16 protein-coding genes, 4 pseudogenes and 1 riboswitch are annotated in these 16875 nt (G+C 53.4%); of the genes and pseudogenes, 4 read left to right on the plus strand and 16 right to left on the minus strand.

Annotated elements, in window-relative coordinates; translation table 11 throughout:
• Positions 1-60 precede the first annotated feature (60 nt).
• Positions 61-546 (minus strand): hypothetical protein, encoded by a 486-nt coding sequence (locus JOE39_RS01020; protein WP_058444030.1) that lies wholly within the window; start codon positions 544-546, stop codon positions 61-63.
• Positions 547-826: 280 nt separating this feature from the next.
• Between JOE39_RS01020 and JOE39_RS01025 the strand changes: the two genes are divergently transcribed.
• Positions 827-1789 carry a tyrosine-type recombinase/integrase gene (locus tag JOE39_RS01025; protein ID WP_003425065.1) on the plus strand — a complete coding sequence of 321 codons (963 nt, stop codon included), beginning with the start codon at positions 827-829 and terminating at the stop codon, positions 1787-1789.
• A gap of 714 nt (positions 1790-2503) precedes the next feature.
• On the opposite strand, the gene JOE39_RS01030 is transcribed toward JOE39_RS01025, so the two are convergent.
• The 3 genes from JOE39_RS01030 to JOE39_RS01040 all read right to left on the minus strand — a co-directional run bounded on the left by JOE39_RS01030 (position 2504) and on the right by JOE39_RS01040 (position 5260).
• Entirely contained in the window at positions 2504-2884 is a 381-nt protein-coding gene (locus JOE39_RS01030) for a hypothetical protein (protein WP_003317528.1), read from the minus strand.
• 329 nt (positions 2885-3213) lie between these two features.
• Complete coding sequence (locus JOE39_RS01035) at positions 3214-4206, minus strand: YncE family protein (RefSeq protein WP_003317529.1); 993 nt, start codon at positions 4204-4206, stop codon at positions 3214-3216.
• 157 nt (positions 4207-4363) lie between these two features.
• Positions 4364-5260 carry a LysR family transcriptional regulator gene (locus tag JOE39_RS01040; RefSeq protein WP_003317531.1) on the minus strand — a complete coding sequence of 299 codons (897 nt, stop codon included), beginning with the start codon at positions 5258-5260 and terminating at the stop codon, positions 4364-4366.
• 117 nt (positions 5261-5377) lie between these two features.
• Between JOE39_RS01040 and JOE39_RS01045 the strand changes: the two genes are divergently transcribed.
• Positions 5378-6547: a TDT family transporter gene (locus tag JOE39_RS01045; RefSeq protein WP_010428856.1), complete on the plus strand. Its 1170-nt coding sequence runs from the start codon at positions 5378-5380 to the stop codon at positions 6545-6547.
• Positions 6548-6555: 8 nt separating this feature from the next.
• Here the strand turns inward: JOE39_RS01045 and JOE39_RS01050 are convergent, their stop codons facing one another.
• The 10 genes and pseudogenes from JOE39_RS01050 to JOE39_RS01095 form a co-directional block, all read right to left on the minus strand.
• Positions 6556-7158, minus strand: a complete 603-nt coding sequence (locus JOE39_RS01050) for a uracil-DNA glycosylase (protein WP_003317532.1) — start codon at positions 7156-7158, stop codon at positions 6556-6558.
• Positions 7158-7703 carry an inorganic diphosphatase gene (gene ppa / locus JOE39_RS01055; protein WP_003317533.1) on the minus strand — a complete coding sequence of 182 codons (546 nt, stop codon included), beginning with the start codon at positions 7701-7703 and terminating at the stop codon, positions 7158-7160. The genes JOE39_RS01050 and ppa overlap by 1 nt, the downstream gene beginning before the upstream one ends.
• 115 nt (positions 7704-7818) lie before the next feature.
• The gene (gene eno, locus JOE39_RS01060) at positions 7819-9102 is read right to left on the minus strand and encodes a phosphopyruvate hydratase (RefSeq protein ID WP_003317534.1); all 1284 of its coding nucleotides are present in this window, start codon (positions 9100-9102) and stop codon (positions 7819-7821) included.
• A 73-nt stretch (positions 9103-9175) separates the two neighbouring features.
• On the minus strand, positions 9176-9517 hold the full coding sequence (locus tag JOE39_RS01065) for a hypothetical protein (RefSeq protein WP_003317535.1): 342 nt from the start codon (positions 9515-9517) through the stop codon (positions 9176-9178).
• 94 nt (positions 9518-9611) lie between these two features.
• A complete protein-coding gene (locus JOE39_RS01070) occupies positions 9612-9878 on the minus strand; it encodes a hypothetical protein (protein ID WP_003317536.1) in 267 nt (88 codons plus the stop codon).
• A 42-nt stretch (positions 9879-9920) separates the two neighbouring features.
• A complete protein-coding gene (locus JOE39_RS01075; RefSeq protein ID WP_003425060.1) occupies positions 9921-10244 on the minus strand; it encodes a DUF190 domain-containing protein in 324 nt (107 codons plus the stop codon).
• An 80-nt stretch (positions 10245-10324) separates the two neighbouring features.
• Entirely contained in the window at positions 10325-10690 is a 366-nt protein-coding gene (locus JOE39_RS01080; protein ID WP_003317538.1) for a hypothetical protein, read from the minus strand.
• Entirely contained in the window at positions 10687-12033 is a 1347-nt protein-coding gene (locus JOE39_RS01085) for a voltage-gated chloride channel family protein (protein WP_011267047.1), read from the minus strand. Before JOE39_RS01085 ends, JOE39_RS01080 begins: the two co-directional genes overlap by 4 nt.
• Positions 12034-12113: 80 nt before the next feature.
• Positions 12114-12186: riboswitch (Fluoride riboswitch) on the minus strand.
• Positions 12187-12281: 95 nt separating this feature from the next.
• Positions 12282-12605, minus strand: a pseudogene (locus JOE39_RS01090) (DUF190 domain-containing protein).
• A gap of 115 nt (positions 12606-12720) precedes the next feature.
• Positions 12721-13359: pseudogene (locus JOE39_RS01095) on the minus strand (arsenic resistance protein); the annotation flags it as partial.
• Between the two features lie 663 nt (positions 13360-14022).
• On the opposite strand from JOE39_RS01095, the pseudogene JOE39_RS26240 reads away from it, so the two are divergent.
• Positions 14023-14231: pseudogene (locus JOE39_RS26240) on the plus strand (hybrid sensor histidine kinase/response regulator); the annotation flags it as partial.
• Between the two features lie 87 nt (positions 14232-14318).
• On the opposite strand, the gene JOE39_RS01105 reads toward JOE39_RS26240, so the two are convergent.
• Positions 14319-14543 (minus strand): DUF6555 family protein, encoded by a 225-nt coding sequence (locus JOE39_RS01105; RefSeq protein WP_003425025.1) that lies wholly within the window; start codon positions 14541-14543, stop codon positions 14319-14321.
• A 222-nt stretch (positions 14544-14765) separates the two neighbouring features.
• On the opposite strand from JOE39_RS01105, the pseudogene JOE39_RS01110 reads away from it, so the two are divergent.
• Positions 14766-15101: pseudogene (locus tag JOE39_RS01110) on the plus strand (DUF1264 domain-containing protein); the annotation flags it as partial.
• Positions 15102-15226: 125 nt separating this feature from the next.
• Here the strand turns inward: JOE39_RS01110 and JOE39_RS01115 are convergent.
• The gene (locus JOE39_RS01115) at positions 15227-16846 is read right to left on the minus strand and encodes a methyl-accepting chemotaxis protein (protein ID WP_003425021.1); all 1620 of its coding nucleotides are present in this window, start codon (positions 16844-16846) and stop codon (positions 15227-15229) included.
• Between the last annotated feature and the right edge of the window lie 29 nt (positions 16847-16875).

A 16875-nucleotide genomic window follows, 5' to 3' on the forward strand; every position in this document is an offset into this window, starting at 1 on the left:
CCTACATTGATGCAACTGGGTTATCGAAACCGCCTTTTGTGGGCAGTAGGAGGCCATCATTTAGCCGATTATGCTAATTTGAACCTGCTCCAGTTCAACTCTATAAAATTTTGACACCGCCAGCTTCGCTTCGCTCAACGACATGGAGCTTCTCAACACTCCTTCAAAATATGGACGCGGTGGAGCTTGAGTACCTTCTAATAATAGATCTTTCAATCTTTTGACGAATGTAGGTGTTAGGTCTTGGCCGCTGGCATAGTCCTTCATCAAAATTTCGAAATCGGGTTTGTGTAAACAGGCGTTGATACCCAGCTGCAAAGTCCATTTGCTCTTCACGCTTTTAGTTTCAACCGTGCGTACCCATCCTGTGACACCGTAAAGTTCAGCGCCACCATGTTCATCACGAACTACAACATATTCAATCCTCCGTACATCATCGCCTTGAATCTTCTCAGGTAGTCTCAAAGTCCAATCCGCTTTCGAAAACAATCCATCTGGATTCTCTCCTTCTTCTACAAATTCAATTACCTGAACTCTAGCTGACATTTCGGCAGTCCCTTTTATGATGAAAAATGATCGTAGCAGTTATGTGTGGGTTAGCAATTCGAGATTCAGCGGCTGGCAGGTAATGACTGGGTTTGTCCATTGGCAGCAGCCATTCGTTGGAAAAAAAGCATCTCGGGCCATTTTCGATAAAGGGGTGATAAAATAGGTTATCACCACTTATTGCCGTTTATCGGTTTTAGCAACGGCGGACTGATATAGCGATGATTTTGTGACCGAAAGCTTTGAGAGCGATTGCAGGATAGCCAATGATGAGAACGATATGCAGGAACTGACGAAAAACCATACGAATGATCAGCGTCGGCTCACGGCGGTCGAATTTCAGACGCTGGCCAAGGTTCCAGCCGCGGTCGAGTGGTTTGCCAACCTGGACAACCCTCGAACACGACGTGCTTACCAAAACGACCTGGAAGACTTCTGTAGTTTTATCGGCTTGGCTTCGGCCGATGAATTTCGGGTCGTGACCCGATCGCATGTTTTAGCCTGGCGAGCCCACCTCGAGCATCGCGGTTTGGCCGGAGCCACGATCCGGCGCAAATTGGCCGCGCTGGCCAGCCTCTTTGATCACCTCCTGGAGAACAATGCGATCGCCGGCGGCAATCCAGTGCATGGGGTAAAACGTCCCAGGATAGAAAGCAATGAAGGCAAGACGCCGGCGTTGGGTGACCACCAGGCGAAGGCGCTGCTCGAGGCGCCGGATGAAACAACACTTAAAGGGCAGCGCGACCGGGCGCTATTGGCTGTTCTTCTCTATCACGGACTGCGCCGTGAAGAAGCGGCGCTGCTGCAGGTGAGCGACATTCAGGAGCGCCGCGGTATTCAGCATCTGAAGGTTCACGGCAAGGGCGGCAAGGTGCGATACCTCCCGTTGCACCCGATCGCAGCCGGGCGTATTCATCAGTACCTGGAAAACTCAGAGCATCATCTGGCCGAACGGAAGGTGCCACTGTTCATGCCGCTGCGAGGTAAATTGACCGGCGCCGGTATCACGGCAAACGGCATCTATGCCGTCGTCACGGCCTACGCGAAAAAGGCCGGGATTGAGGTCGACGGCCTTGGGGTTCATGGACTCCGAGCAACGGCAGCCACCAACGCCTTGGAGCATGAAGCCGATATCGCCAAGGTCCAGGCCTGGCTGGGTCATGCCAACATCAGCACGACCAAGATCTACGATCGGCGGGAGAACCGGCCGGAGGATTCACCCACCTATAAAGTGAAGTATTAATTGAAGTGATCGAGGCCTAAGCGGCAGCTCACCCACGCGCACTGCCAAGGATGTGGTGCAACGCTGCCCATGGATGATGACCTTCCACATCGCTGGCTGGACAGGTGTCGGCATGTAGAAAGGGGCTTTCGCAGTCTTCCAGCGCTTGGCTTTCCATGCAGCCAGTGCATACAGCACGTCCGGCAACGATCGACCATCGACCGTTCCGTTCCTCAACACCTCGTTCAGTCTCCACTGTTTCGACTCCTCAGCGTACGTTTGTTAGATGCTGAAGGTAGCGCTGTGCGGGCCGATTTGATACGCCCAAAACCATACCCTTGTTTGAGTTGTAAGCCATGCGCACCAACCAACAAAGCGACGCCTGTTGGTCGGCTTATTAACGGCAGCTTTCGGCCATAAGCAGACCTTCGCCCGCATATTTACGATGCCCTACCGTTCTAATTGGCGTTGCCTCAGAATATCGGTCCACTAGCGGCTGGATGGAACCACCATGCGCATCGTCACAGACTCCCGGCCAAACGAAATCCTCAGGCTGGCGTTACGGGAATACGTCCAAGGTGTACCGTACCTCGGCCCCATTTTTCGTTGAAATGATCCATCAAAGATTTATGAGGCGCGGCGGCTGTATGTTGGCGAAAATATCAGGTGTGTATTCTTCTGGTTTGCGCCACTGACAAAGCCAGTGGCGTAAGCCAGCCTATTAATTATTTGACGTTACGGCTTGGCAACGTGCCAGACTTGGTTGACGCCGTCACCGGTTGTATCCCCTGGCTTGGTATCTTTGACCCAGCTGTAAAGTGGCATGCCTTTGTATGCCCATTGTTTTGTGCCATCGTCTCGAGTGATGACAGAGTAATCATGACCCGCTTTCGCGTCTGCGGATACCGGTAGAGGTGGCCAGTTTGAAGCGCATGGCCCATTGCAGACCGACTTGCCCGAGGTGTCCTTACCGAAGGTATAAAGAGTCATACCTTTTGCGTCTACGAGTACTTTTCCCTTGTCCGTTTCAGCAAGCTTGACTGGCGCATCGGCGAGCGCCAAACCCGACATGCAGCTGGCGGCAACAGCGACGGTGAGAATCATCTTTTTGAACATATGTATTTCCTTTGGTCATTTTTAATTTTTAGAAGACCCACCTGCCTCTGAAACGGCAAGCGATCAGACAATAGACGAGCCACAAACAGGTTAATTCGACTCCATAGAAAAAACGTCCCGATATCATTTTTTGCTGGAATGCTGGGCTCTCCCCCCCCCCGGACCCTGTGCCTTCCTCAATTGAGCAAAGCGACGCTCACGGTCAAGCATCATTGGCTCATCTCAATGAGCGACGGCGATCCATCATCCAGGACTCATCATTTTCACTCATTATTATTCACTTGGTCGTGGAGTATCAGCAGGCCCCCATGAAGGCCTGCGCTGTTCAATCAGTCGGCCTTGAGCGTCGACACCACCTTGTTGCTGGCGAGATCGACTGTGGAGATACTCAAGTCCTCATTGAGGACATACGCCTTCGACTTGTCTTTGGTGAAGACAATGGCCTGGCGGGGTGCCTTCAAACCGGTCACAGTGGTGGTCACTTTCAGCGTTTTGGTGTCGATCACTGAAAGGCTGTTGTCACCGAGGTTACCCGAGTAGACGTGCAGCCCGTCTGGAGTGAGGGCTGCGCCGTAGGGGTCTTTGCCAACAATGACGGTGGTTGTGATGGCGCGTTTTTGAGTGTCGACAACTGCGATGCTGTTACTGCCGCTGTTAGCCGCGTACAGCGTATTGCCGTCCGCCGATATGGAGATGGCGCGCAACTTGTTGAAGCCAGTGATCTCACCTTCAATCGTATTGGTCTTGCTGTCGACCAAGGTAATTTTGTCCCCAAGAAAGTTGGTGACATAGACGGTTTTGCCGTCAGGACTTACTCGGATGCCCTGGCGCGGTTGGGAGAAGCCAGGTACCACAGCTACTGGCCGCTGGTGATCAAGGTCAATGACCGACAGCGTGCTGGCCGCTTCATTGTTGACGTAGAGCAGGCTTCCGTCCTTGCTGAGTGTGGTACCAAAAGCACCTGCGCCCAACGGAATATCTGCGATCACTTTTAAAGTCTTGGTGTCAATCTTGCGCACGACCCCCAAACTGCTGTCGGAGAGGTAGAACACATCGCCAGTTGGCGAAAACACAATATTTCGCGGCGTGACGTAGCCGGTGAGAACCTGGCGAACCTTACCGGTTTTCAAATCATAAACCACTACATCTGGACGCTGACTGTAAGAGACCACCGCCGTCGTTTCATCAGGGCTGACGGCCAGCGAGTTGTTGTGAATATCGCCGTCAAACGTCCAGCGATCTTGCGCGGCCCACGCGCTCATCGATGCGGCCAACGCAACACCCAACGTCAGGGCTGTGACGGTTTTCTTTATCACATTCATCAGAATTTCCTCATAGGGTAAGCAAGGCACCCAGTCGCGCCTTGGCATATACAACTCGTTCATCGCTGCAGGGCAATGAGTTGACTTTATGCGTCGTTGATAAATTCCGCAAACAACTTGTTTTGGTAGCTCTTACCTGTTTTATAAATAGGTCTAGCTACTCCTGGCTCACGAATTGACTGCATTTTTCCCAGAATCGCTCAAGCCCAGGCGAGATGTATTTGTCCCGGTGACGGATCAGAAAAAAACGTCGGGTCAGTGCAGGCAACGCGTGCGGCAGTTCAACCAAGACTTCAGAGGCCAGTAGATCCCGAACGACCCAGCGGGACAGGCAACTGATGCCGATGCCTTGTGCGAGGGTATGCTTGATGGCCTCTGAACTGCCGATCTGGCGCGTTTCGGCGAGATCGTGCAAATGACGCAGCAGCAATTGTTCGACTTCTTCACGGGTACCAGAACCTGGCTCGCGCAGTAGCCATTCAGCGGTACGAAGATCATCAAGTGTGACCTGCTGCTTTAGTGCCAAGGGGTGCCGTTGGCCTGCGGCAATAAGCAACTCATCAATTAGCCAAGGCTCGGCACTGAGTTCGGGCAGGTGGCAAGGCCCCTCGATCAGGCCCATATCAATCTCGAAATCAGCGACTCTTCTTGCGATAGCCATGCTGTTGGCCATGTCGACATCGACCCTCAAATGTGGTGTTGATTGACGTAGCTCACCGAGAATCAATGGCAGAACATAATTGCCTATCGTGGTACTGCATCCTACCCGCAAGCGTGTCTTCAGCCCGGCATGGCCGGGTAAGAAACTGGCCTCTATCTGTTGTGCATTCTCAAGCATCCTTCTGGCTTGAGGCAGTAAGGCATGGCCGTTATCGTTCAGCACTAAACGCTTGCCTACACGGTCGAACAGCCTGGTATCCAAGGCGCTTTCCAACTCGTTCAGTGCGGCGCTGGTTGCAGATTGGGACAGTGACACCGAAATGGCGGCGCTGGTGGTGCTACCGTGCTGCGCGACGGCGCAGAAAATTTGTAGCTGGCGTAGGCTTAGCTTCATGTAATCTACCTTCTTTATAGGTCATATAAACCTATACTATCCGTTTTTACCGCTATTCCCATCAAGCTATACTTCAACCATGTCATATCGAAGGCACACTGAAGCGGGAGCGCGAAAATGAGTGAGACACGACTCGCAGCTATAATGGGCGGCAGCCATCCACTGGCGGCTTTGTCCAATCCACGAGAAGCGATCCGGCAGTTCACACCCAACTGGTTCGCCGCCACGATGGGCACCGGGATTCTGGCGCTGGCTCTGGGCCAACTGCCCTTTGTTGCGCAGTGGCCCAAAGCGTTAGGGGAAGCCTTGTGGTTTTTTAATATCGTGCTGTTTTGCCTGTTTACGCTGATGTACGCGAGCCGTTGGGTATTGTTCTTCGATGAGGCCAAACAGATCTTCGGCCACTCCACTGTATCGATGTTTTTTGGAACTATCCCCATGGGATTGGCGACCATCATCAACGGTTTTCTCCTTTATGGTTTGCCACGCTGGGGGGGTGGGGTAGTCGCTTTAGCCGAAGTGTTGTGGTGGATCGATGTCACCATGGCATTGGCCTGCGGGGTGCTGATCCCGTATATGATGTTTACTCGCCAGCAGCACAGCATTGATCAGATGACAGCGGTATGGCTGCTGCCAGTAGTTGCGGCTGAGGTGGCTGCCGCCAGTGGCGGTCTATTGGCTCCGCACCTCGCTGATGCGAGCGCACAGTTCACCATGCTCATCACCAGCTACGTGCTGTGGGCCTACTCGGTGCCCGTCGCCTTGAGCATACTGGTGATCCTGTTACTGCGCATGGCTCTGCACAAACTACCTCATGAAAGCATGGCAGCATCGAGCTGGCTGTCTTTAGGGCCGATCGGTACCGGGGCTTTGGGGATGTTGCTGCTGGGCAACGATGCTCCAGCAATCTTTGCTGCCCATGGAATGGCAAGCATCGGCGGCGTAGCCGAGGGCATTGGCTTGATCGGTGGTGTGCTGTTCTGGGGGCTGGGATTGTGGTGGATGGTATTGGCGCTGCTAATTACCGGGCGCTACTTCAGGGAGGGCATTCCCTTCAACCTCGGCTGGTGGGGCTTCACCTTTCCGCTGGGAGTGTACGCCGTAACAACCCTCAAATTGGGCTCTATGCTGCACCTCACGTTCTTTAGCTTCTTTGGCGTGGTGCTGGTGTTGATGCTGACTGTCATGTGGATGATCGTCGCGGCTAAAACCCTGGCTGGTGCCTATCGCGGCAACTTGTTCGTCTCGCCGTGTATCCACTCGCTGAGCAAGGCGAGCAAAACCTGAGCCTTTGGCTACTTGATCGACTGTTTGGCGTGACGCAGTGTGGACAAAATGCGCTGCCTAACATTCGGGTGAGTGCAAACGGAAAGGGGGCTTGGGTGTGGCATTTCCAGCAATGAAAAATTAGGGAAGGCGAGCCGAACACGCGGTATGGCTTTCTGGGCAACACGTCCGGCAAACACGATAGTGACGAGATCAGGGAAAAGCGTCAGTAGCGTGATCAGCATCTCGATACCTTCCTCAATTTGCGCTCTGCGGAGCGGACCCTTGGGCTTATCGAGATCTGGTAACCAAGGGTACAAATTCCAAAGGACGGTTTTGTGACGTGCCAGTCCAACCTGCTCAATGAAACCTTTCAGGTTGCGTTGTGCAGGCCCCGGATTGTCTCTTGAGACATACCGTGGAAGACTGACCGTTCGAGCGGGCGATTCCAACAAGATCAATACCCTTGCGAAGACGCCGCCATCCAGTGGATCGAAATACGGTAATGTTCTTTCGCCCGTGGACTGGGCCATTACCCAGCGCGTCAATTCAGCAGTTTTCGGCAGCAGCAAAAAGTCTTCTCTTACCTTAAGAGAAATTTCCTGCTCTGCGCTTTTCTGATTGAGTAACACTACTTGGAAGCCTCCTTCTTCAGGTTATAGGCCGCTACCGATTTACGAATATCTTCCCGCGCTTCGTCTGCGCTCCCCCAGCGGCCCATTTTCACCCACTTACCCGGCTCTAACGCTTTGTAGTTTTCGAAGAAGTGCTGAATCTGTGCGAGGAGTAACGCAGGGAGGTCAGAGCATTCCTTTACATTGCTGTACATAGAGCTGAGTTTTTCATGAGGCACTGCGATTACCTTGGCATCCGCACCAGCTTCGTCCGTCATGTACATCACACCTACTGGGCGACTGCGGATGACAACGCCAGGTGATACCGGGTAAGGGCAAATCACGAGGACGTCCAAAGGATCGCCGTCATCGCTCAAGGTATTTGGAATGAACCCGTAGTTAGCCGGGTAGAACATCGGCGTGCTGAGGAAGCGATCAACGAAGATCTGTCCACTTGGCTTGTCCACCTCGTACTTGATCGGCGAGTGGTTTGCAGGAATCTCGATAACGGTGAAGAAGTCATCGGGGATCGCGTTACCAGCTGGAATATCCGTGTAGCTCATGCTCATATCTCCAAGCGTCTAGGAAAGGCCAATGCCACTGACGTTTTTGCCAACAGCTATACGTGGTTCGTTTTTTTACGGTAACCAGTCCAACAGGTTTACCGGCGATAGGCCGTCAGCGCACGAATGCATCATGTCCTGCATAAAACGCACGGCTGCCAAGATCCTCTTCTATTCGCAGAAACTGATTGTATTTCTCGACCCGCTCCCCCCGGCATGGAGCTCCTGTCTTGAGATGGCCAGTCCCCATCGCGACAGTCAGATCAGCGATGGAGCTGTCCACCGTCTCCCCGCTACGATGAGAAACCATCGCCCCCCAATTTGCCCCATAGGCCATTTCGATGGCGGCTTTGGTCTCAGTCAGCGTTCCGATTTGATTAGGTTTGATCAATACGGCATTGGCGACGTTTTCTGTGATGCCTCGCTGAATCCGTTCGACATTGGTGACAAATAGGTCATCTCCAACCAACTCGATCCGGTCACCCAGAGCTGCATTCAATAGCTTCCAGCCTGACCAATCGTCTTCCGCGAGTCCATCTTCCAGTACCGCAATCGGATACTTGTCGACCCAGGAGGAATAGAGATTAATCAGCTCTTGAGCATCGACCTTACGACCCTCAGAGCGCAGATGGTAAAGGCCGTTTTCATAGAAGCCGCTGGATGCTGGATCGATAGCGATCTCGATCTGAGATCCAGGGGTGTAACCAGCCCTCTCGATTGCCTTGATGATCAGCTCAATGGCGTCTGAGTTTTTCTTGAGGGCCGGCGCAAAGCCGCCCTCATCTCCGACCGCTGTTGAATAGCCGGCGTCCTTAAGCACCGCTTTCAGCTCGTGGTACACCTCGGAGCCCCATCGCAAGGCTTCCTTGAAACTGCCAGCCCCTGTAGGTGCAATCATGAATTCCTGAAAGTCAGGGCCTTGCCAGTTGGCGTGAACACCGCCATTGAGAATATTGAACATCGGGACGGGCATTCTTGCTGCTTGCTCGCCGCCCAGATATTGGAACAAGGGCAAGTTCAGCGCAGAAGCCGCCGCTCTGGCAACGGCGAGGCTCACGCCCAAGATCGCGTTTCCTCCAAGCCTGGATTTATCAGAGGTTCCATCCAGCTTAATCATCAAATGATCAATTTGTTCCTGGTCAATCGCATTCATGCCCCTCAGAGACTCAAGTATTTCGGTATTCACATTGCTAACGGCCTTTAACACTCCCTTGCCGGAGTACCGCTGTGTATCTTTGTCACGCAACTCAACTGCTTCGTGAGCGCCTGTAGAGGCACCGGACGGTACTGAAGCCCGGCCCATGGCGCCGCACTCCAAGGTGACGTCGACTTCAACGGTAGGGTTACCGCGTGAATCGAGAATTTCACGTGCATGAATGGCCTGGATTTGCGTTTTCATTGATCTTCTCCAAGTAACGATTCGGGAGCGTCATTAACCATTTGAATCCGTTGAGAGGCCTCTATGTCGGACGTCAGCTCTCCATGAGTATCCTGAACAGCTGCACTGCCGACACCGCAATTGCGGGAACCAAGAAGCCTCCAATAATTAGTTCAGGAATCTCTCCCACCAAGGGCATGAACTGCCCTCTTTTTGCCATCTGGAAAAGCTCCATCATTTGGTTTGAAGCAACCATTACAGAGCAGCAATACGCCGTCTGGGCTTGTAGCCTGACGCGCCTTTGATTTAGCAGATGAAAGGTCAGCAAGGACACTCCAACGCTTACGATGAAAAGCGCGGCGAACTCATAGACGGATCCTGTGAAAAACCTGCCCATCACAAGCCCGAATACGATGCTCAGCGTCACTGCGCTCATGTGGTCTCCCAATTCTCTAAAATGATTTTGATGAGCCGACGTCGGTGAGCTCCATTTCGCGATCTCATCTTTGGATTGCCAACCGCCATCGCGCTCAATGTTGCTGTGCTCTCAGCTCGTAGCCCGGTACGCAGGTCTGGGCTACGTCGGCCTTGCAGGACTTTTCACTGGGCATACGCATCGTGACTAATGCGCCTTCGAGCGGGGTGACGACGTACCACCCCTCGCTCGAAATCTTTTGATTGTCTGCGATGCCCGCCAGAAAAAGCGACCAAAAAACCAGTCCTACGAGGAGCTGCCTGTTGTCATGAGCCCAGTTAGCGGGGGCTGGCTGTGGACGTAGGTTATAAACTCGGTACATGGCGTTTATCCTTTTTATCGGTTGTCCAACAAGGTGCGTTTTTTAGTTTTTCGCCTGGCCCACTCGACCGTATTCGATGGGCAATTTGATATAGCTCAGTGAAAACGACTCCTTGGCCAATGCCTCCAGCAACCTGTCGCACCCAATTTCATCAGTGGATATAGTCACCGTGACGGGATGGTCGGCACCGCCGAGGAAATGCGCCGTATGCAAATGCCCCAAATGATCTAGCCCCTCTGTACCGCTCACCAACGTCGCACCCAACGCGCCCTCTCGCTTGGCGAACTCGACCAACCACTCTCCCAGTGGAAGGTGCTGGTAGTTGGTACTCTGTTCGGTGAAAAACGTCAGTTGAAAGCCGTTCATAGCTACATCCTCTAATGTCGCGAGTGACCGACGCTTCGGTCGGCCTTACCTCTTCATTTCCGAGCTGTTTTCAAACTGAATTACGACGCGTCAGTGAGCGGTAACTCACATAAGAGAAGAACTGCTCGCACCTTGCGTAACTCGTCAGCGTGGTCGCGCAGGTATGCGCGCAGCTTGTCCTCTGTATCTAGCAATTCCAGACACTGGGGATGACGCATATCGCCAAGCTCCGGGTGATGATGGGAGATGCGATGGCCTGGCAAATAACCTGCAGAAATCGTCTTGAGCATGACCTGCTCAATTCTTGCTTTTTGAGCAACTTTAAGGAGGTGCTGGGCTAGTGCAGGTGCGCTTAGGTGGTGCCAGAAGCTGGTCACGCGAGCCCGGCTAGCGCCAGGAAAATAGAGTTGCAAAGCTGTCAGGCGATCTTGGTGATGTTCAATCATTTCTCTTCCCCCGCAAGAGTCACTTTCCGCTCGCTGGCGGATTCACTTTGAGCATGAAATTGCTTGATATCAGAGAGCCGGATTTCCTCCGGAAGAGGACGGTGATGCTTGCTGTGGCCGACGCGCTGGGCGTGATAGATCCCGGTGTGTCCGGATACGAGGTAACTTGCGATACAGGCAATGGCTGCAAGCGGAGCAATTTCGGGCCCGAAGAGCTCCATGGCCATAACGATGGTTGCCAGTGGCGTATTAGCTGCACCGGCAAAGACGGCGACAAAGCCGATACCAGCCAGCATGCCGAAGGGAAGGTGCAAGAGGGGAGCCAGCGCATTCCCCAAGGTGGCACCGATGTAAAACAGCGGTGTGACTTCGCCGCCCTTGAATCCAGTCCCCAGGGAGACAACGGTGAACACCATCTTTCCAAGCCAGTCCCAAGGGGCCATTGGCATTTGAAAGGATTGGACGATGCTCGGAATGCCTAGCCCGATGTACTTATCAACGTCGATGTAATGGTTACTACCGAGCGCCCACACTGCGACTGCGATCAGCAGGCCGCCGGCGAAGGGTCTTAATGGTGAATAGGTGATAAGCCGCTTAACGAAGGCTCCGAGCTTGTGGGTCGCAGTCGCGAATAGCAGGCCGGTAAGGCCAAAGACAATCCCAGCTGCCACCACAGCCATGACGCTCCACAGCTGCACCGGAACCACTTCGCCAATGACGTAATGCGTGTGAACCACGCCCCAGGCTTGCCCCACCTGGTCAGCAACGATTGCCGCAACCACGCAAGGGAAAAGCGCGTCGTAACGCATACGTCCAATGGCCAATACTTCAAGTCCGAATAAAGCCCCGGCAAGAGGGGTGCCGAAGACGGACGCAAAGCCAGCACTGATACCGGCCATGAGAATCACCCGACGGTCTTCGCGGCGCAGACGGAAGACATGCGTCAGTTGATCGGCAAGGGCACCGCCCATTTGCACCGCCGTCCCCTCACGTCCCACAGATGCACCAAAAAGGTGGGAAACCACGGTTCCGATCAGCACCATCGGCACCATGCGCAAAGGCACGATCTTCTTAGGATCATGGATCTCATCGATGATCAGGTTGTTTCCGGCATCAACGGGTTTGCCTATCAAGTGATATGCAAGTCCCACAGCAAAGCCGGCCACTGGCAGGAGCCAGATTACCCAGGGATGGGTTTCTCGCCACTGGGTGGCATGATCCAAAGAAAGCAGGAATAACGCAGAAGCAGAGCCTGCCAAAAGAGCTACAAGACCAGCAAGCGCAAGCCATTTCGCTATATAGGGCAGTAAGTCGAGTTGTTCAGGTCGTCGAAATTTAGACATTTGGCCAGCCACAAAAAATAAGTGGGCCTGACCAAAGAAGGGATTCTAAGCGCGAACGCCTACAGACCTGGTTTGATCAGGTTTCTGTAGGCATCATCAGCTGCTACGGGCGCAGCGGTTTGTTAATGGAGGAATGCCATCTCCAATGCGCCGATCTTAGCTAGGTCTGTCCAAAATGTAAAATCGTGTTTCGGAGTACGAGGCAAGCGAAGGCGTCTTCGAGTCACCGCTTACGAAAGAGGGCCAAACTAGGTGACCTCTGTTCCGACGAAGCCCAGCTCAACTGGGGTTTTTATGTAAAACAACGAGATATCTTCAAGCTCCAATCGCTTGAATAACTGTTCAGATTCGTCCTCGGTAATGGCCATACGAATTTCGGTAGGCTGATCCGCTAGTTCAAAAAAATGCGAGGAATGCAGCCGGCCGGTATGCCCAAAGCCTTCGATACCTGTGGACAGAGTCGCACCCCGCAGTCCCATTTCTTTCGCCTAATCAACGACCCAGTCGCCGAGCATCTTTCCCTGATAGCGACGATTCTGTTGAGTAAAGAAGGTCACCAGAAAAGCTTTCATGTTCCTCTCCTCAGCGCGTGTTGATTATTTGATAGGACAGAAGCCCGGCAGCCGTCATTACCAGCGAGCCCACGACGTGTAGTGAAACTGAGCCTAGCGCCCAGGGCAGCCTACCCATCACGACCAATACAGCCGCCATAGCCGGTACAGGCATCCAGGCCCATGCGTTGTTCCAGCTTTCAACGATGCGTGATCTCTTTGCCCCGGCAGCTGTTGCTACCGCTAAGACCAAAGGCAAAGCGATCAGCATCACAAAGGCCTCAACAAATGGGCCTATAGAAATGACCACTGTTGAGTCGTTACCCAGCATGAAGGTCAGGTACACCGGCAGCAGTACAAGCTGCATCAAAAGAAGCAATGGGGTGGCCGCCAGAGTGAGTTTGGAGTCGCCTTTACCGATATGGGTAAAAACCACCACATAGTCGATACAAGGCGTCAGCAAGACCAACAGGGCACCCACCAAAATCGCCGGGTGATTGGTTATCCCCATCGTCAATGCCCAAACCAGCAAGGGGATGGCCACGAAGTTGGCTGTGAGCAGCGCCGCCATGAAACGCTTATTTGCGAGGCCATTACGGAGATCCAAGAACGGGATCTGTAGAAACATGGCGTACATCAGCACTGCGATGGTGGGTGTCACCGTCGACCCTAATGCTTCAGACGCATTGGGGGCGAGCAGGCCTCCGAGGGCCGCGACAATGACCGCGACGAAGTAAATGGGAATCTGGTTAGTCTCTAGCTGTTCTCTGTCCACAAAATGCCCTTCAAGCGCGTGAAATTATTTTCTGAAGACAGGTTAATATCTGTAGCTGCTACAGGTTCAAGAAAATGCTTGGGGAGTTTGCATGTCAGGAATCGGGGCGCTGTCGAAATCAACGGGTTGCCACATTGAAACGATTCGCTACTACGAGAAAATAGGCCTTTTACCTCCCGCCCTGCGGTCGACTGGGCGTCATCGAATCTATACTGAAAAGCATCGATCAAGACTCGTCTTCATCCGGCAGAATCGTGAATTGGGTTTCCCGCTCGAAGATATCCGAGAACTCATCGCGCTCGCAGCAGATGCTGATCGTCCGTGCGCTGACGCGCTTTCGGTGGTCAAGAAGCACCTAGCGGAAGTAGAGTCGAAGGTAGCAAAGCTTCAGCAAATCCGGGTAGAGCTGCTCTCAATGGCAGGTATGTGTGAGTCAACATGCTTAGGTTCGAACACTCCAGACTGCACGATTGTTGAGTCACTTTTTGAACCTGCTGCTGGGGTTCGCTCTGGTTGCTGCTCCTAGACGAGTCAAGAGCATAGGGGGAGCAAGCTGCCATCGAAACCGAATAGCGCGATAGCCTCGACAGGGTGTTTCGAGCGTCCGTCTACACCAAACGGGCTGGTACAAGATGTGTTCGGCAGACGCTTACGACCTGATCAATTCCTGGTGGAATGAAAGGCGTGACGCTGGCCCGGGAAGCCAAGCGCTTTTACCCCACTCCAAAGGTGTCGCTGAAAACTGGTTATTCCGAAAACTCGCTAGAGCCTACGGATGCGGGGGGATTTTGATGTTATCCAAATCTTACGTGCCCATCGATCTGGCTAAGAAGGTGAGGCAAGTGCTGGAGGGGCCCAACGGGGTCAGATGACTATTCGTTCTTGTTCAGTGCAGCCGTCAAAGCCCGCCAGCTTGCTCTAATGGTGCATTGATACACCATGCGAGACTGAGCTGACTACTAAGCGTGCGACCACTGCACCTGGACAATACCGTGCCGCTTGGCGAGTGGCTTGCTAACGATCTGGACCCTGTCTCGGCGATATTTCGGGATCTGCGCTACCCCCGAATCCACTGCAGCCCAGTGCCAGGCCTCAGCATTGCTCATGATTTCCGCGCTGACGTAAAAGCTCTTGTCGGCACCATTGTGCACGTACTCGATTCGATAATGAGCGGAGTGTGGCATGGGCAATTCCTTTCCCGGAATGTGACGAAGTTCCCTTATTCGGAAAATCCCCAAGTTCCTAAGTTCCGTCTCTTTGAATCACCTCACCAGCTCCGGCAATGGCGGCATAGTGTTTAGTCCACACTGAGGCCTAAAGGCAAGTGGCGAATCCCCGATCTGTTATCAACCAATCTTCAGGCCATGAAGCTCAATTGCTGTGGAGTCACTCAGATTGCTGACCGGGTGGAGCGACTGGCTCATACCCATGGCAAGACGTGGCACACCTGGCACACCGATCAAGACAAAACACTTCCCCTAGGTGTTCCACAACTGATGATGGGGTTCACAGCTGACGGCCAGGCTGATCCCGCAATGCAGCAACAACGCAACCAACGCTTGGGAATCGTCAAGTCGGCAATCAAAGCTCAACGAGCCGATATTCAGATCCCCAAAGCAGATCCAGGTGCGGATGGATGGCAGCATGGGAAGACAATTCAGATCAACGATCCTACGGGACATCTTCACGGGCCCGCAACGTCACCCACCCCACAAAACACAAACAGCCGATCAACCCAATAGCCAATAGACTGTGCAATCCCTGCAGGCTCACGCTCAGGGAGGACGGTATATCGCCAAGGCACAGTCGACAGTCTAGGTCCGATATCCAAGGACATCGGACGAGTCCGCTGACGTACGTGAATACCTTAAACCTTGAAACGATTGACCAGCTGATTCAGACTAACCGCAAGCTTCGACATCTCGTTGCAAGCGCTTGCAGTCTGGCTTGCACCTGCAGAACTTTGGGAGGCCAGCTCGCGAATGCTAACCAGATTGCGATCGACTTCCCGGGCGACGTGCGCCTGTTCTTCCGAAGCGGTGGCGATGAGAATGTTACGCTCGTTGATGCCCGTAATAGCTGTCGCGATCTGGTCAAGCGAACTGCTGGCATCGCCTGCGACGCTTAGGGATTCTGCAGCCAGTTCTCTGCTGGTGGCCATCGCCTTCACGGCCTGGTCAGAATCGTTCTGAATGGCCTGAATCATCTGCTCAATTTCTTGCGTAGACACTTGCGTGCGGTGAGCGAGGGCTCGAACTTCGTCAGCAACGACTGCGAAGCCTCGGCCTTGTTCACCCGCCCTAGCGGCCTCGATCGCGGCATTGAGCGCAAGCAGATTGGTCTGCTCAGCAATGGCTCTGATCACCTCAACCACTTTGGAAATGTTCTGTGCACGATTGGACAAGCCAGTGATCTGCTCGCTGGTGTCGCGCACGTTGCTCGACAGCTTTTCGATGGACTTAAGCGTCTGCGATACACGCTCCAAACCAACCTCCGTATAGCCCTGACCTTTCCTGGACTCTTCGGAAGCTGATTCGGCATTGCGTGCTACCTCGTCCACTGCAGCGCTCATCTCGGTGACAGCAGTTGCAGCCTGATTTACTTCATCATTCTGCGACACCAGGCCAAGGCTGGATTGCTCAGTCACCGCGGTCATTTCTTCCGAGGCGGCAGCCAGTTGGGATGAGGAGTCAGCGATCTGCATGATCGTGCTTCGAAGGTTCTGCTGCATCGTGGCCAACGCGCTCAAAAGCCTGCCTGCCTCGTCGGTACCGCTTACCTCAACCTCCTTCGTCAGATCGCTTGAGGCAATGCGTTCGGCGACGCTAAGGGCGCTCCCGATGGGCGACGTAATCGTTTTGGTTAGAAGAGTTGCCAAACAAAGAGTCAGGAGCGCGACGAAGATAATCAGGCCGATGACGATGTAAAGACCTGAATCATAAACTTGCGTCGCTTGAACACCGGCAAGCGCAGCGCCTTTGTTATTGAATTGTGTTAATTCCTCGACCTGAGTTTCCATTTGGTTCGTGAGGGGACGTATACCGGTAGCGACGAGTTTGACAATCGAAGCGGTGTCGCCTGCCTTCAACAAAGGTTCCAGCAGATCCAGTTGGCTTGCGTAATCGTCGTAGGACTTTTTCACGGCCAAGAACAACTGTCGCTCCTGGTCACTCGCAATGAGGGTCTCATAGTTATAGACCGCATCCTTCATGGCTTTCCGGTAGGCAGGAAATTTGACGATGGTCTGCTGAACGGTTTGAGGATCGGCAACGGCCCGCTGGGTCTCCAACCGGACGCGAAGGACGGTGGAGTTCATCATCGCGGTTTGCCGAATACTGGGTAGCCAATTCAGTTCGACATCCTTTTCCGTATCGCGAAGCTTGCCCATCTGCAGTATGGCGATGACGCCCAAGACCACGACCAGCAAAATGATGGCCGAAAAAAACAAGGTGGCGCGTGGAGCGAGGTTTATATTTCTGAGCCGCATAGGACTTCCCACTGCAAGATGGCCAGAGG

This window comes from Pseudomonas sp. PvP100, assembly GCF_017833055.1.
GTDB lineage: Bacteria > Pseudomonadota > Gammaproteobacteria > Pseudomonadales > Pseudomonadaceae > Aquipseudomonas > Aquipseudomonas syringae.

Excerpts from the sequence above, each read along its gene's own strand:
- JOE39_RS01020 (WP_058444030.1), bottom strand. The coding sequence starts at position 546 with ATGTCAGCTAGAGTTCAGGTAATTGAATTTGTAGAAGAAGGAGAGAAT.
- JOE39_RS01025 (WP_003425065.1), top strand. The coding sequence starts at position 827 with ATGCAGGAACTGACGAAAAACCATACGAATGATCAGCGTCGGCTCACG.
- JOE39_RS01030 (WP_003317528.1), bottom strand. The coding sequence starts at position 2,884 with ATGTTCAAAAAGATGATTCTCACCGTCGCTGTTGCCGCCAGCTGCATG.
- JOE39_RS01035 (WP_003317529.1), bottom strand. The coding sequence starts at position 4,206 with ATGAATGTGATAAAGAAAACCGTCACAGCCCTGACGTTGGGTGTTGCG.
- JOE39_RS01040 (WP_003317531.1), bottom strand. The coding sequence starts at position 5,260 with ATGAAGCTAAGCCTACGCCAGCTACAAATTTTCTGCGCCGTCGCGCAG.
- JOE39_RS01045 (WP_010428856.1), top strand. The coding sequence starts at position 5,378 with ATGAGTGAGACACGACTCGCAGCTATAATGGGCGGCAGCCATCCACTG.
- ppa (WP_003317533.1), bottom strand. The coding sequence starts at position 7,703 with ATGAGCTACACGGATATTCCAGCTGGTAACGCGATCCCCGATGACTTC.
- eno (WP_003317534.1), bottom strand. The coding sequence starts at position 9,102 with ATGAAAACGCAAATCCAGGCCATTCATGCACGTGAAATTCTCGATTCA.
- JOE39_RS01065 (WP_003317535.1), bottom strand. The coding sequence starts at position 9,517 with ATGAGCGCAGTGACGCTGAGCATCGTATTCGGGCTTGTGATGGGCAGG.
- JOE39_RS01070 (WP_003317536.1), bottom strand. The coding sequence starts at position 9,878 with ATGTACCGAGTTTATAACCTACGTCCACAGCCAGCCCCCGCTAACTGG.
- JOE39_RS01075 (WP_003425060.1), bottom strand. The coding sequence starts at position 10,244 with ATGAACGGCTTTCAACTGACGTTTTTCACCGAACAGAGTACCAACTAC.
- JOE39_RS01080 (WP_003317538.1), bottom strand. The coding sequence starts at position 10,690 with ATGATTGAACATCACCAAGATCGCCTGACAGCTTTGCAACTCTATTTT.
- JOE39_RS01085 (WP_011267047.1), bottom strand. The coding sequence starts at position 12,033 with ATGTCTAAATTTCGACGACCTGAACAACTCGACTTACTGCCCTATATA.
- JOE39_RS01105 (WP_003425025.1), bottom strand. The coding sequence starts at position 14,543 with ATGCCACACTCCGCTCATTATCGAATCGAGTACGTGCACAATGGTGCC.
- JOE39_RS01115 (WP_003425021.1), bottom strand. The coding sequence starts at position 16,846 with ATGCGGCTCAGAAATATAAACCTCGCTCCACGCGCCACCTTGTTTTTT.